This window comes from Streptomyces sp. FIT100 (assembly GCF_024584805.1).
In the GTDB taxonomy this organism is placed as follows: domain Bacteria; phylum Actinomycetota; class Actinomycetes; order Streptomycetales; family Streptomycetaceae; genus Streptomyces.
Genome location: NZ_CP075715.1, coordinates 1111216 through 1126021, shown reverse-complemented (window position 1 = coordinate 1126021; position 14806 = coordinate 1111216). Strand labels below are relative to the sequence as shown.

General features: G+C 71.0%; 13 protein-coding genes. 9 read left to right on the top strand and 4 right to left on the bottom strand.

Annotated elements, in window-relative coordinates:
- Positions 1-16 precede the first annotated feature (16 nt).
- Both KK483_RS04795 and KK483_RS04790 read right to left on the bottom strand, forming a co-directional pair.
- Positions 17-1246, bottom strand: a complete 1230-nt coding sequence (locus KK483_RS04795; protein ID WP_262003961.1) for a DUF349 domain-containing protein — start codon at positions 1244-1246, stop codon at positions 17-19.
- A gap of 173 nt (positions 1247-1419) precedes the next feature.
- Positions 1420-2202, bottom strand: coding sequence for a peptidylprolyl isomerase (locus KK483_RS04790; RefSeq protein ID WP_262003960.1), 783 nt, complete (start codon positions 2200-2202; stop codon positions 1420-1422).
- Between the two features lie 182 nt (positions 2203-2384).
- On the opposite strand from KK483_RS04790, the gene KK483_RS04785 reads away from it, so the two are divergent.
- The 4 genes from KK483_RS04785 to KK483_RS04770 all read left to right on the top strand — a co-directional run bounded on the left by KK483_RS04785 (position 2385) and on the right by KK483_RS04770 (position 6672).
- Entirely contained in the window at positions 2385-3095 is a 711-nt protein-coding gene (locus KK483_RS04785; RefSeq protein ID WP_262003959.1) for an MBL fold metallo-hydrolase, read from the top strand.
- 11 nt (positions 3096-3106) lie between these two features.
- Positions 3107-4369 (top strand): histidine--tRNA ligase, encoded by a 1263-nt coding sequence (gene hisS, locus KK483_RS04780; protein ID WP_262003958.1) that lies wholly within the window; start codon positions 3107-3109, stop codon positions 4367-4369.
- 161 nt (positions 4370-4530) lie between these two features.
- On the top strand, positions 4531-5178 hold the full coding sequence (locus KK483_RS04775; RefSeq protein WP_262003957.1) for a vitamin K epoxide reductase family protein: 648 nt from the start codon (positions 4531-4533) through the stop codon (positions 5176-5178).
- 138 nt (positions 5179-5316) lie between these two features.
- A complete protein-coding gene (locus KK483_RS04770) occupies positions 5317-6672 on the top strand; it encodes a replication-associated recombination protein A (RefSeq protein ID WP_262003956.1) in 1356 nt (451 codons plus the stop codon).
- 33 nt (positions 6673-6705) lie between these two features.
- On the opposite strand, the gene KK483_RS04765 is transcribed toward KK483_RS04770, so the two are convergent.
- Positions 6706-7470, bottom strand: a complete 765-nt coding sequence (locus tag KK483_RS04765) for a DUF2470 domain-containing protein (protein ID WP_262003955.1) — start codon at positions 7468-7470, stop codon at positions 6706-6708.
- A 188-nt stretch (positions 7471-7658) separates the two neighbouring features.
- Here KK483_RS04765 and rpsD point away from each other — a divergent pair, with 188 nt between their 5' ends.
- Positions 7659-8270 (top strand): 30S ribosomal protein S4, encoded by a 612-nt coding sequence (gene rpsD, locus KK483_RS04760; protein WP_262003954.1) that lies wholly within the window; start codon positions 7659-7661, stop codon positions 8268-8270.
- Between the two features lie 52 nt (positions 8271-8322).
- Here rpsD and KK483_RS04755 read toward each other — a convergent pair whose 3' ends face one another.
- On the bottom strand, positions 8323-10548 hold the full coding sequence (locus KK483_RS04755; RefSeq protein WP_262003953.1) for a tetratricopeptide repeat protein: 2226 nt from the start codon (positions 10546-10548) through the stop codon (positions 8323-8325).
- Positions 10549-10730: 182 nt separating this feature from the next.
- Between KK483_RS04755 and KK483_RS04750 the strand changes: the two genes are divergently transcribed.
- The 4 genes from KK483_RS04750 to ruvX all read left to right on the top strand — a co-directional run bounded on the left by KK483_RS04750 (position 10731) and on the right by ruvX (position 14790).
- Positions 10731-11162 (top strand): DUF948 domain-containing protein, encoded by a 432-nt coding sequence (locus KK483_RS04750; protein WP_242332948.1) that lies wholly within the window; start codon positions 10731-10733, stop codon positions 11160-11162.
- Positions 11163-11169: 7 nt separating this feature from the next.
- Positions 11170-11529: a hypothetical protein gene (locus tag KK483_RS04745; protein ID WP_262003952.1), complete on the top strand. Its 360-nt coding sequence runs from the start codon at positions 11170-11172 to the stop codon at positions 11527-11529.
- Positions 11529-14198 (top strand): alanine--tRNA ligase, encoded by a 2670-nt coding sequence (alaS, locus tag KK483_RS04740; protein ID WP_262003951.1) that lies wholly within the window; start codon positions 11529-11531, stop codon positions 14196-14198. The genes KK483_RS04745 and alaS overlap by 1 nt, the downstream gene beginning before the upstream one ends.
- Positions 14199-14325: 127 nt before the next feature.
- Positions 14326-14790: a Holliday junction resolvase RuvX gene (gene ruvX, locus KK483_RS04735; protein WP_262003950.1), complete on the top strand. Its 465-nt coding sequence runs from the start codon at positions 14326-14328 to the stop codon at positions 14788-14790.
- Positions 14791-14806 lie beyond the last annotated feature (16 nt).

Genomic DNA, 14806 nt, shown 5'->3' with positions numbered 1-14806 from the left:
GCGTACGCGGCCGCCGTCAGCCGCCGAACTCCTCCAGACCCTTCAGGGCCTGGTCCAGCAGAGCCTGGCGGCCCTCCAGCTCCTTGGAGAGCTTGTCCGCCTTCGCGTTGTTGCCCGCCGCCCGCGCCGCGTCGATCTGCCCGCGCAGCTTGTCGACCGCGGCCTGCAGCTGACCCGTCAGACCCGCGGCGCGTGCCCGCGCCTCCGGGTTGGTGCGGCGCCACTCGGCCTCCTCGGCCTCCTGGATCGCCCGCTCCACCGCATGCATCCGGCCCTCGACCTTCGGGCGGGCGTCACGCGGGACGTGGCCGATGGCCTCCCAGCGCTCGTTGATGGAGCGGAAGGCACCACGTGCCGCCTTCAGATCCGTCACGGGCACCAGCTTCTCGGCCTCGGTCGCGAGCTCTTCCTTCAGCTTCAGGTTCTCCGTCTGCTCCGCGTCACGCTCGGCGAAGACACCGCTGCGGGCGGCGAAGAAGATGTCCTGGGCGCCGCGGAAGCGGTTCCACAGGTCGTCCTCGTGCTCGCGCTGGGCGCGACCCGCGGCCTTCCACTCCGCCATCAGCTCGCGGTAACGGGCGGCCGTGGCCCCCCAGTCCGTCGAACCGGACAGCGACTCCGCCTCCGCGACCAGCCGCTCCTTCGTCTGCCGCGCCACCTCACGCTGCGCGTCGAGCGAGGCGAAGTGGGCCTTGCGGCGCTTGGAGAACGCCGAGCGGGCGTGCGAGAAGCGGTGCCACAGCTCGTCGTCGGACTTCCGGTCGAGCCGGGGCAGGCCCTTCCAGGTGTCCACGAGCGCGCGCAGCCGCTCACCGGCCGACCGCCACTGCTCGCTCTGCGCCAGCTCTTCCGCCTCCGTGACCAGCGCCTCCTTGGCGTGCCTGGCCTCGTCGGTCTGCTTGGCCTTCTGCGCCTTGCGCTCCTCGCGGCGAGCGTCGACCGTCGCCACGAGCGCGTCCAGGCGCTTGCGCAGCGCGTCGAGATCACCCACGGCGTGGTGCTCGTCGAGCTGGTGACGGATGTGCTCGATGGCGGCCGTCGCGTCCTTGGCCGACAGATCGGTGGTCTTCACCCGCTTCTCGAGGAGGCCGATCTCGACAACCAAGCCCTCGTACTTGCGCTCGAAGTAAGCCAGTGCCTCCTCGGGAGTACCGGCCTGCCACGATCCGACGACCTGCTCGCCCTCGGAAGTCCGCACGTACACGGTGCCCGTCTCGTCGACGCGGCCCCACGGGTCGCTGCTCACAGCGCCTCCTCCACATGATGCCTGCGAGGGGTGTGCCCCCCGGGCATCGTCCACAGTTTCCCGGACGGGCCTCGCCCGTCCTCTTCAGCGCGAATCCAGACCACGCTGCACAACGCCAATCTAGGCGACCGGCCGCCCGGCTGTCCGCACTCGGCGCCGCCGAATTCGCCGGGTCATCCCTTGCTGACCGTCGCCTTGTCGATGGTGACGGCCTTCTTGGGAGCCCCGTCGGTGGCACCGCCGTCGACGCCGGCCGCCGCCACGTCCTTGACGACCTTCAGGCCCTTCGCGTCCAGCGTGCCGAACGGCGTGTACCCGGGCGGCAGTTTGCTGTCCTTGTAGACGAGGAAGAACTGGCTCCCGCCGCTGTTCGGCTGGCCGGTGTTGGCCATCGCCACCGTGCCCGCCTTGTACGTCACCATGCCGTCCGCACCGGCCTTGCCGAGCCCGGTCAGGTTCTCGTCCGGGATCGTGTACCCGGGACCGCCGGTGCCGTCGCCCTTGGGGTCGCCGCACTGCAGGACGAAAATGCCGTCCGTGGTGAGCCGGTGACACTTCGTGCTGTCGAAGAAGCCCTTGTCCGCGAGGTGCTTGAACGAGTTGACCGTGCGCGGGGTCTTCGCGGCGTCCATCGCCACCGCGATGTCGCCCTGGTTGGTCTTGAGCTGCATCGAGTACTTGGCCTTCTTGTCGACGGCCATCGCCGGCTCCGGCGTGCTGCTCTCGCTCTGGCTCGGGGGTGCCGAGGGGGAGTCGGCCGCGGAGTCGGCGGAGTCGCCGTCCGACAGTCCGACCGAGGCGTACGCCGCCGCGCCCGCCGCAAGCACCACGGCGAGCGACGCCGCGATGACCATGTTGCGGCGCTTGGCCTTCGTGCGGGCGTCCTCCCTGCGCCGCTGCTGCCGCTCGAACTTTTCCCTGGCGAGCTGGCGCCGCCGCTGATCGCTGCTGACCACCGGGTCTTCTCCTCGCTGTACGTGTCTGGTGTGCGTCGCCGGTGTGATCCGTCCGGCCGGTTTGCCCGTACCGTATACGGGTTGGCTGTGAAATGAGCAGCGCCGGTAGGCTCTGACCTGTTGCAATTCGGTACAGCAACATCACAGCGACAACCCCGTCGGACGACATACCGAGGACGATCGTGCTTATTGCCGGGTTCCCCGCAGGGGCCTGGGGGACCAACTGCTACCTGGTCGCCCCGGCCGCAGGCGAGGAGTGCGTGATCATCGACCCGGGCCACCAGGCCGCCCAGGGAGTCGAGGAGACGCTCAGGAAGCATCGGCTCAAGCCCGTCGCCGTGATGCTCACCCATGGCCACATCGACCATGTCGCCTCCGTCGTCCCGGTGTGCGGGGCCCATGACGTACCGGCGTGGATCCACCCCGCCGACCGGTACATGATGAGCGACCCGGAGAAGGCCCTCGGCCGCTCCATCGGGATGCCGCTCATGGGCGAGCTGACCGTGGGGGAGCCGGACGACGTCCACGAGCTGACCGACGGCGCCGCGCTGAAGCTGGCCGGTCTGGAGCTGACCGTGTCGCACGCGCCCGGCCATACCAAGGGGTCGGTGACCTTCAGCCTGCCCGAGGCCGCAGACATTCCGCCGGTCTTCTTCTCGGGCGATCTGCTCTTCGCCGGCTCCATCGGACGCACCGACCTGCCCGGCGGTGACATGGCCGAGATGCTCGACTCGCTGGCCCGCGTGTGCCTGCCGCTCGAGGACTCGACCGTGGTGCTGTCCGGCCACGGCCCCCAGACGACCATCGGCCGCGAGCGCGCCGCCAACCCGTATCTGCGCGAGGTGGCCGCCGGCCAGGGAGACGGCACGACCGCTCCCCGACGAGGAATGTGACGAGACCTTCCGTGAGTACCTTCCAGGCCCCCAAGGGCACGTACGACCTGATCCCGCCGGACTCCGCGACGTACCTGGCGGTGCGCGAGGCGATCGCCGCGCCGCTGCGGAACTCCGGCTACGGCTACATCGAGACCCCCGGCTTCGAGAACGTCGAGCTGTTCGCGCGCGGTGTCGGCGAGTCCACCGACATCGTCACCAAGGAGATGTACGCCTTCGAGACCAAGGGCGGCGACAGGCTCGCCCTGCGCCCCGAGGGCACCGCCTCCGTGCTGCGCGCGGCCCTGGAGGCCAACCTGCACAAGGCGGGCAACCTCCCGGTCAAGCTCTGGTACTCGGGCTCCTACTACCGCTACGAGCGCCCGCAGAAGGGCCGTTACCGGCACTTCTCGCAGGTCGGCGCCGAGGCGATCGGCGCCGAGGACCCGGCGCTCGACGCCGAGCTGATCATCCTCGCCGACCAGGCGTACCGCTCGCTGGGCCTCAGCGACTTCCGCATCCTGCTGAACTCCCTCGGCGACAAGGAGTGCCGTCCCGTCTACCGTGACGCGCTCCAGGGCTTCCTGCGCGGGCTCGACCTCGACGAGGACACCCTGCGCCGCGTCGACATCAACCCGCTGCGGGTCCTCGACGACAAGCGCGACAGCGTCCAGAAGCAGCTCGTGGGCGTGCCGCTGCTGCGCGACTACCTGTGCGACGCCTGCAAGGCGTACCACGAGGAGGTCCGCGAGCTGCTGACGGCGGCCGGGGTCGCCTACGAGGACGACGAGAAGCTGGTGCGCGGGCTCGACTACTACACGCGCACGACCTTCGAGTTCGTCCACGACGGTCTCGGCTCGCAGTCGGCGGTCGGCGGCGGCGGCCGCTACGACGGCCTCTCCGAGATGATCGGCGGGCCCGCGCTGCCGTCGGTCGGCTGGGCGCTGGGCGTGGACCGTACGGTCCTGGCGCTGGAGGCCGAGGGCATCACGCTCGAACTGCCCGCCGGCACCAGTGTGTTCGCGGTCCCGCTGGGCGAGGAGGCGCGCCGGGTGCTGTTCGGCGTGGTCACCCGGCTGCGCAGGGCCGGGGTCGCGGCCGACTTCGCGTACGGGGGCAAGGGCCTCAAGGGCGCGATGAAGAGCGCGAACCGCAGCGGCGCGCGGTTCACGCTCGTCGCCGGCGAGCGCGATCTCGCCGAGGGCGTGGTGCAGCTCAAGGACATGCAGTCCGGGGAGCAGGCGCCGGTCGCCCTGGACGCGGTGGTCGAGGAGCTCAGGGCGCGGCTCGCCTGACGTACGGCACGGCGTCCGGTGGCGGTGCCACGGTGGTGTGCAGGGGCCCGGCCGGCGGACGGCCGGGCCCTCCTTATGTCCATCGAACGGCGGACACGTGCCGCCTTGCGGCAGAATGACCGTGCCCCCAGCAGCGACCGAACGAATCACGGAACGGCGATATGACGACAGCAGCGGTTGACGGTGTGTCCTCCGGCCAGGACGCGGAGAGCGCCCGCGGCACGGTGGGAGCGGGCCGGGCCTTCGCCTGGCTGCTCGTGGTCACCGGCGCTGCCGGACTGCTGGCCTCCTGGGTCATCACGATCGACAAGTTCAAGATCCTCGAGGCCAAGGTCGCGGGTACGACCTTCACGCCCGGCTGCAGCCTCAACCCGGTCGTCTCCTGCGGCAACGTCATGGAGAGCGACCAGGCCGCCGCCTTCGGGTTCCCCAACCCGATGCTCGGCCTCGCCGCGTACGCCGTCGTCATCTGCGTCGGCATGAGCCTGCTGGCCGGGGCCCGGTTCCGCCGCTGGTACTGGCTGACGTTCAACGCCGGCACGCTCTTCGGCGTCGGGTTCTGCACCTGGCTCCAGTACCAGTCGCTGTACAACATCAACGCGCTGTGCCTGTGGTGCTGCCTGGCCTGGGTCGCCACGATCTTCATGTTCTGGTACGTGACCTCGCACAACATCCGCAAGGGCCTGCTGCCGGCGCCGGACTGGGCGAAGAGCTTCCTCGCCGAGTTCACCTGGGTCCTGCCCGTCCTGCACACCGGGATCATCGGGATGCTCATCCTGACCCGCTGGTGGGACTTCTGGATCGGCTGACAGAAGCGGGCCGTGCCGCGGACAGTGCCGGCCGTGCGGACCGTGCCGGCTGTGCGGACCGTGCCGGCTGTGCGAACGCTGGCGGCCATGCGGACGGTGCCGTCCGCGTTGTCAGTGGCCTGACCTAGGCTTCATGGCGTGGAGCCCGATCTCTTTACCGCAGCCGCCGAAGAACGCCAGGAGAAGGACCCCTCGGCGAGTCCCCTGGCCGTCCGGATGCGCCCGCGCACCCTCGACGAGGTCGTCGGGCAGCGGCATCTGCTCAAGCCCGGTTCGCCGCTGCGCCGCCTGGTGGGCGAGGGCAGCGGCGGGCCCGCGGGGGCCTCGTCCGTGATCCTCTGGGGCCCGCCGGGCACGGGCAAGACGACCCTCGCCCATGTCGTGTCGAAGGCGACGAACAAGCGCTTCGTCGAGCTGTCCGCGATCACCGCGGGCGTCAAGGAGGTCCGGGCCGTCATCGACGGGGCCCGTCGCGCGGTCGGCGGCTTCGGTAAGGAGACCGTCCTCTTCCTGGACGAGATCCACCGCTTCAGCAAGGCCCAGCAGGACTCCCTGCTCCCGGCGGTCGAGAACCGGTGGGTGACGCTCATCGCCGCGACCACCGAGAATCCGTACTTCTCGGTGATCTCCCCGCTGCTCTCCCGCTCGCTCCTGCTCACCCTGGAGCCGCTCACCGACGACGACGTGCGCGGTCTGCTGCGGCGGGGGCTCACCGAGGAGCGCGGCCTCGGCGGTGCGGTGACCCTGCCGGACGACGCCGAGGCCCATCTGCTGCGGATCGCCGGAGGCGACGCCCGGCGCGCGCTGACCGCGCTCGAAGCGGCCGCGGGGGCCGCGCTGGCCAAGTCGGAGCAGGAGATCTCCCTCTCGACCGTCGAGGAGACGGTCGACCGCGCGGCGGTGAAGTACGACCGCGACGGCGACCAGCACTACGACGTGGCGAGCGCGCTCATCAAGTCCATCCGCGGCTCCGACGTGGACGCGGCGCTGCACTATCTGGCGCGGATGATCGAGGCGGGGGAGGACCCGAGGTTCATCGCCCGGCGTCTGATGATCTCGGCCAGCGAGGACATCGGCCTCGCCGACCCGACGGCCCTGCCGACGGCCGTCGCCGCCGCGCAGGCCGTGGCCATGATCGGCTTCCCCGAGGCCGCGCTGACCCTCAGCCACGCCACGATCGCGCTCGCCCTCGCCCCGAAGTCGAACGCGGCGACGACCGCGATAGGAGCCGCCCTCGCGGACGTCCGGGGTGGCCTGGCGGGTCCCGTGCCGCCCCATCTGCGCGACGGCCACTACAAGGGCGCGGCGAAGCTGGGCCACGCCCAGGGCTATGTCTATCCGCACGACGTGCCGGGCGCGATCGCCCCTCAGCAGTACGCGCCGGACGCGATCCACGGCAAGCGCTACTACGAGCCGACGCGCTACGGGGCGGAGGCGCGCTACGCGGACGTGGTCGAGAAGGTCCGCGGCCGCCTGCGCGGCGACGAGGGCTGAAGCAGCCGAGGGGCCGGGGCCGCCTCGCGGCCCTCAGCCCATCGCCGCCGCGAAGAGCGTGTGCATCGCGTGCCGCAGCTCTCCCGTGTCCCGCACCGGCTCGGGGAAGTCGAAGCGCGCGTCGAACGTCCGCCGGTCGGCCTCGGTGAGGCGCACCCGCAATCCGAATCGGTCCAGCGCCACCGGCACCACGTCGCGCACCGCCGCGTGGACCTCGGCCCCGGCGGCCCGGTCGCCGAGCAGCGTGCACAGTCCGCGCACCTGGTCGCTGTGTGCGGAGTGCAGGTGCTGGAGCAGCTCGGCCTCGTGCCGCGCGATCGGATCCGGCTCCGTACGGGCCAGTTCCTCGGGCTCCACGCAGCCGGTGCCCCACAGATCGTCGACGGAGATCTCGCCGACCTCCAGCCGTACCGGCATCCACGCGGGCCGGTCGCCGTCGCTCTCCAGCACCGCCTGCACGGGGTGCCGCTCCGCGAGCAGTTCGACGCAGCGGTCGCGGTCCTCGTTGCGCACGGCCGTGAGCCAGCCGGCCAGCCAGGCCCGGCCGCGGATCCGCTGGCGCATGGCGACCGGGGCGACGTCCGTGATCTCCATCACGCAGGTCAGGTCGTCGTCCTGGGCGTAGGCGGCGGCCCTGGCGGTGGGAGAATCCCACGGGACAAGCAGCACGACGTCACCCTCGGGGGTGACGGTGCGGGCGGCGGGCTCCCAGAAGCCGGGACCGTGGTCGCGAGCACCCGGCAGCGTGAGGGATACTGAGGCGTTGTACTCAACGAGGGTTCGTACGCGCTCGGCCATGGTGGGCTGTCGAGCGCCTTCCCTGGGACGCGGCTGACCTTGCTCATCGTCGTCGTAAGCGGACTTCGCTTTTTTCAAGTCGTCCGAACTGCGATGCGCACTGGGCAGGGGGATCCCATGTGGTCGAGACATTACGTCCTCCTCGAATAAGGTAAGGCTCACCTAACTTACATGGAGGTAGGTTCCCCGTGAACCAGTCGCGACCCAAGGTCAAGAAGTCGCGTGCTCTCGGTATCGCCCTGACGCCGAAGGCCGTCAAGTACTTCGAGGCTCGCCCCTACCCGCCGGGTGAGCACGGCCGTGGCCGCAAGCAGACCTCGGACTACAAGGTCCGTCTGCTCGAGAAGCAGCGCCTTCGCGCGCAGTACGACGTGTCCGAGCGCCAGCTGGTCCGCGCCTACGAGCGCGCCAGCAAGGTCCAGGGCAAGACCGGTGAGGCGCTGATCATCGAGCTCGAGCGCCGTCTCGACGCCCTGGTGCTCCGCTCCGGTATCGCCCGCACGATCTACCAGGCTCGCCAGATGGTCGTGCACGGTCACATCGAGGTGAACGGCGGCAAGGTCGACAAGCCGTCCTTCCGCGTCCGTCCGGACGACGTCGTCACGGTGCGCGAGCGCTCCCGCGAGAAGTACCCCTTCCAGGTCGCCCGTGAGGGTGGCTACGCGCCCGACGGCGAGACCCCGCGCTACCTGCAGGTCAACCTCAAGGCGCTCGCCTTCCGCATGGACCGGGAGCCGAACCGCAAGGAGATCCCGGTGATCTGCGACGAGCAGCTCGTCGTCGAGTACTACGCCCGTTGATCCTGGCGTAGCCGCTCTCCGAGCGTTCCCGGAGCGAGTCCCCGGGTGTGCTTCAGCCCGCCGCTTCCCCACCTTTTCCGGTGGGGGAGCCGGCGGGCTCTCGCGTTTCCCGAGCCGGCTGCCGGCGCGTGGCGCGCGGCGCGGGCACCCCGGACGCGTGCTCCTCGTGCCAGCCGAGGGCCCGCTCCACGGCCGCGTCCAGCGACAGCTCCCGGCCCTCCCGCAGACGCGCGTCATATTCCGCCGTGCCCAGGACCTCGCCCGCCTCCTGCTCGCACAGGGCACGTGGAGCGCTGAAATAGCCCGAGCCGAACAGCGGCAGCCCGACCGTGTCCCACACCGGCGCCGCCGCGCCCTGAAGCACCGCCGCCTCAGCCGGATCCCCCTGGCTCGCCGTCACCAGCGCCAGCAGCTCGATCGCCAGGACCAGACCGACCAGATCCCGGAAGGCGTGGTCGATCCTGATGCACTCGGCCAGCAGCTCCCTCGCCTCCCGGTGGTCCCCGCGGGTCCAGCAGGCGTACGCGAGCACATACAGCGCATACGCACGGGTCCAGCGCTCGCCGCGCTCCACGCAGATCTCGCGTACCTCCTGGCAGAGCGCGACGGCCGCCGTCAGCTCCCCCTGGAACACCAGTGACATGCCCAGCTCGACCTGGCCCATCAGCACATTGCTGTTGAGTTCCCCGAGCTCCCGGTACTGGGCGAGCGCGGCGCGCAGCAGTTCCTCGGCGCGCTCCATGTCGTCGCCGAGGAGCGCCAGACAGCCCATCCGATGGGTGGAGTAGGCCGCCGCCAGCCGGTTTCCCGTACGGACTGCTGTCTCGGCGCACTCGTGCAGCGCGCCGACCGCCGCCGTGTCGTCGCCCTGGAGGATCGCGACGTAGCCGAGCACCCACAGGGCCTTGAGCCTGACGTCGCCGTGGTGCTCGGGGGCGCCGGCCGCGGGCTCGTGGACCCCGGCCACCTCACGGCTCCCGGTCACCTCACGGCTCCCGGCGGCTGCGGAATCCGCGGCCATCGCGCGCTCCAGCCAGTGCCTCCCCTCGGCGAGCCGGCCGCAGCCGACCCAGAAGAACCACAGCGTGCCCGCGAGGTACTGGGCGAGGTGGATCTCGCCCTCGCTCTCCACGCACAGTTCCAGCGCGGCCCGGAGGTTCGGCAGGTCGGTGTCCGCGCAGGCGGCGACCTCGGCCTGGCGCGGACTGAACCAGTCGAGCTCGCACCATGTCGCGAGTCCCGTGTACCAGTCGCGGTGCCTGCGCCGCATCCGCTCCGTGTCGCCCATCGCGCCGAGCCACTCGGCGCCGTACGCGCGCACTGTGTCCAGCATCCGGTAGCGCACCCCGGCAGGTGTGTCCTCCCGGTACACGACGGACTGGGCGAGCAGTTCGCCGAGCACATCGAGGACCGTCTCGGCGGGCAGCCCGGCGCCGCCGCAGACATACTCGGCCGCCTCCAGGTCGAACGGTCCGGCGAAGACCGAGAGCCGCGCCCAGAGCAGCCGCTCCGGCGCGGTGCACAGTTCATGGCTCCAGCCGATCGCCGTCCGCAGCGTCCCGTGGCGCGGAAGCTCGCCCCGCGCGCCGCCGGTCAGCAGCCGGAACCGGTCGTCGAGCCGATGCAGTACCTCGTCGACGGAGAGGACCGGCAGCCGCCCCGCCGCCAGCTCCAGCGCCAGCGGAATGCCGTCGAGGCGGCGGCACAGCTCCCGTACGGCCTCCCGGTTGCCGTCAGCGAGGCGGAAACCGGGCGCCGCGGCGGTGGCCCGGTCCGCGAAGAGCCGCACGGCGTCGTCCTCCGGCAGCGGTGCGAGGGGCAGCAGGGCCTCGCCCGCGACCCGCAGCGGGCGGCGGCCCACGGCGAACACCCGCAGACCAGGGGCCTCGCGCAGCAGTTCCCGTACGAGCGTGGCGCAGGCGTCGACGATCTGCTCGAACCCGTCGAGGACGAGCAGGAGTTGGCGCTCGGCGAGATGGCCGGCGAGCATCTCGCGCGGAGCTCTGCTGGTGTGATCGGTCAGTCCGAGCGCCTCGGCGAGCGTGTGTTCCAGCAGGGAGGGGTCGCGCACCGTGGAGAGCTCCGCGAGCCGCACCCCGTCGCAGTAGCGTTTCTCCAGCCCGGTCGCGATGCGGAGGGCCAGCCGGGACTTGCCGACGCCGCCCGCCCCGGCCAGCGTCACCAGCCGGGAGCCCGCCAGGAGGCGCTCCAGCTCGGCCAGTTCGTCCTCGCGCCCCACGAACGCACCCAGTTCGGCCGGAAGATTGCTCCGTCGCATGGGACACGGAGCGTACCGAGCCGTGAGCAGTCCGTACAATCGGCTTGCGCAACGCCCCTGTGCCGTTCCAGGGCTTCGCCTCCGGGGCGCGGCCACCGATCCGGTACAGGGTGCGACCTCTGGCGCGATAGGGTCGGAGGACGACTTTTCGAAGGCCCATCGACGGCAGAGAGCGGTGCAGCGTGACCGGTGGAGAGGTTGCCGGGATCCTGGTGGCCGTGTTCTGGGCGATCCTGGTCTCCTTCCTCGCCGTGGTGCTGGTGAGGCTGGCCCAGACGCTCAGGGCGACCACCAAGCTGGTGGCGGACGTGACGGAGCAGGCCGTGCCCCTGCTGGCGGACGCCTCGGCGACCGTCCGATCCGCGCAGACCCAGCTCGACCGGGTTGACGCGATCGCCTCCGACGTCCAGGAGGTCACCTCCAACGCGTCGGCGCTGTCCACCACCGTCGCCTCGACCTTCGGGGGCCCGCTCGTCAAGGTCGCGGCCTTCGGCTACGGCGTCCGCCGGGCGATGAGCCGCGACAAGACCGACGAGCCGCCCGCGCGGGTCCGGCGCACCGTCGTCGTCGGCCGCACCGTGCCGGCACCCAGGCGCCGCAAGCAGAAGGGCTGAGCCTGCGATGTTCCGCCGTACGTTCTGGTTCACCGCGGGCGCCGCCGTCGGCGTGTGGGCCACCACCAAGGTCAACCGCAAGCTCAGGCAGCTGGCGCCGGAGAGCCTGGCCGCCCAGGCGGCCGACAAGGCGATCGAGACCGGGCACCGCCTCAAGGACTTCGCCCTCGACGTCAGGGCCGGAATGGTCCAGCGCGAGACCGAGCTCGGCGAGGCCCTGGGCATCGAGGCACCCCCTCGCCATGGGCTCCCGCCGCAGCGGCGCGTGGCCGCCCTCGAAGGCCGCCGCGAAAACCAGAAGCAGGACAAGAAGCACTACGGGATGCTGGACAAGAAGCACTCGTACGACCGGAATGAGGACCACTGATGGAGTCGGCTGAAATCCGCCGCCGCTGGCTGAGCTTCTTCGAGGAGCGCGGGCACACCGTCGTGCCTTCGGCGTCGCTCATCGCGGACGACCCGACTCTGCTCCTGGTCCCCGCGGGCATGGTCCCCTTCAAGCCGTACTTCCTGGGCGAGGTCAAGCCGCCGTACCCGCGCGCCACCAGTGTGCAGAAGTGCGTGCGCACGCCCGACATCGAAGAGGTCGGCAAGACCACCCGCCACGGCACGTTCTTCCAGATGTGCGGCAACTTCTCCTTCGGCGACTACTTCAAGGAAGGCGCCATCAAGCTCGCCTGGGAGCTGCTCACCTCCCCGGTGGCGGACGGCGGCTACGGTCTCGAGCCGGAGAAGCTCTGGATCACCGTCTACCTCGACGACGACGAGGCCGAGCGCATCTGGCGCGAGGTCGTGGGCGTCCCCGCCGAGCGCATCCAGCGCCTCGGCAAGAAGGACAACTTCTGGTCCATGGGCGTCCCCGGCCCCTGCGGCCCGTGCTCGGAGATCAACTACGACCGCGGCCCGGAGTTCGGCGCCGAGGGCGGCCCCGCCGTCAACGACGAGCGCTACGTGGAGATCTGGAACCTGGTCTTCATGCAGTACGAGCGCGGCGAGGGCACCGGCAAGGAGGACTTCGAGATCCTCGGCGACCTGCCGAGCAAGAACATCGACACCGGTCTCGGACTCGAACGCCTCGCCATGATCCTCCAGGGCGTTCGCAACATGTACGAGACCGACACCCTGCGCGTCGTCATGGACAAGGCCACCGAGCTCACCGGCGTCCGCTACGGCGCCACCGATGCCGGCGACGTCTCCCTGCGCGTCGTCGCCGACCATCTGCGCACGTCCGTGATGCTCATCGGCGACGGAGTCACCCCCGGCAACGAGGGCCGCGGCTATGTGCTGCGCCGCATCATGCGCCGCGCCATCCGCAACATGCGCATGCTCGGTGCCACCGAGCCGGTCGTCGGCGCCCTCGTCGACGTGGTCATCAAGACCATGGGCCAGCAGTACCCGGAGCTGGAGACCGACCGCAAGCGCATCGAGACCGTCGCCCTCGCCGAGGAGACCCGCTTCCTCAAGACGCTGAACGCCGGGACGAACGTCCTGGACGGCGCCGTCACCGACGCCAGGAGCGCCGGCTCGACCGTCCTCTCCGGCGACAAGGCCTTCCTGCTCCACGACACCTGGGGCTTCCCGATCGACCTGACCCTGGAGATGGCCGCCGAGCAGGGCCTGAGCGTAGACCAGGACGGCTTCCGCCGGCTGATGAAGGAGCAGCGGGAGCGGGCCAAGGCCGATGCCAAGGCCAAGAAGACCGGCCACGCCGACCTCTCCGCCTACCGCGAGGTCGCCGACACCGCCGGCTCGACCGAGTTCACGGGATACGGCCACACCGAAGGCGAGTCGACCATCGTCGGACTGCTCGTCGACGGCGTCCCGTCGCCGGCCGCCTCCGAGGGCGACGAGGTCGAGGTCGTCCTCGACCGCACACCGTTCTACGCCGAGGGCGGCGGCCAGCTCGCCGACCAGGGCCGGATCAGGCTCGACACCGGTGCCGTCATCGAGATCCGCGACGTCCAGCAGCCCGTGCCCGGCGTCTCCGTGCACAAGGGCTCGGTGCAGGTCGGCGAGGTGACCGTGGGCGCCTCCGCCCACGCCGCCATCGACGTCAAGCGCCGCCGCGCCATCGCCCGCGCCCACAGCGCCACCCACCTCACCCACCAGGCGCTGCGCGACGCCCTCGGCCCGACGGCCGCCCAGGCCGGCTCCGAGAACTCCCCGGGCCGCTTCCGCTTCGACTTCGGCTCGCCGTCCGCCGTCCCCGGCACGGTCCTCAGCGACGTCGAGCAGAAGATCAACGAGGTCCTCGCCCGCGAGCTCGACGTCCAGGCCGAGGTCATGAGCATCGACGAGGCCAAGAAGCAGGGCGCCATCGCCGAGTTCGGCGAGAAGTACGGCGAGCGGGTCCGTGTCGTCACCATCGGCGACTTCTCCAAGGAGCTCTGCGGCGGCACGCACGTGCACAACACCGCCCAGCTGGGCCTGGTGAAGCTGCTCGGCGAGTCGTCGATCGGCTCGGGCGTGCGCCGTATCGAGGCCCTCGTCGGCGTCGACGCGTACAACTTCCTCGCCAGGGAGCACACGGTCGTCGCCCAGCTCCAGGAGCTGGTCAAGGGCCGCTCCGAGGAGCTGCCGGAGAAGATCGCCGCCATGCTCGGCAAGCTGAAGGACGCCGAGAAGGAGATCGAGAAGTTCCGCGCGGAGAAGGTCCTCCAGGCCGCCGCCGGGCTCGCCGAGTCCGCCAAGGACATCCGCGGCACGGCGCTGGTCACCGGCCAGGTCCCCGACGGCACCTCCGCCGACGACCTGCGCAAGCTCGTTCTCGACGTGCGCGGTCGCATCCCCGGTGACCGCCCGGCCGTCGTGGCCCTGTTCACGACCGCCAACGGCCGCCCGCTGACGGTCATCGCCACCAACGAGGCCGCCCGCGAGCGCGGCCTCAAGGCCGGCGAGCTGGTCCGTACGGCCGCCAAGACCCTCGGCGGCGGCGGTGGCGGCAAGCCGGACGTCGCCCAGGGCGGCGGCCAGAACCCGGCCGCGATCGGCGACGCCATCGACGCCGTCGAGCGCCTCGTCGCCGACGTCTCGTGAGCGACGCGCGACCGGCCGCCGGGCCGCGGCTGACGACGATGTCCGCACCTCTGCGCCGGGAGGGCGGCTGTGACATCAGCCGCTGCCGCGGCGGGGTGAACTGTCGGGAAGGGGCGTGACGGCGGCCATGCGCAGGGGACGTCGGCTCGCGATCGACGTCGGGGACGCCCGGATCGGGGTCGCCTCGTGCGACCCCGACGGGGTCCTCGCCACACCGGTGGAGACCGTGCCGGGACGTGACGTCCCGGCCGCCCACCGGCGGCTGAGGCAGCTCGTGGAGGAGTACGAACCGATCGAGGTCGTCGTCGGTCTGCCGCGCTCGCTCAGCGGCGGTGAGGGTCCGGCGGCGGCCAAGGTCCGTGTCTTCGCCCAGGAGCTCGCCCGCGGCGTCGCACCGGTGCCGGTGCGGCTCGTGGACGAGAGGATGACCACAGTCACGGCCGGCCAGGGGCTCCGCGCCTCGGGCGTGAAGTCCAGAAAGGGCAGGTCTGTCATCGACCAGGCGGCCGCTGTGATCATCCTTCAGAACGCTCTTGAGTCCGAACGGGTATCGGGTAATCCTCCCGGCGAGAGCGTCGAAGTGGTCATCTGATCGCGATACGGTAACG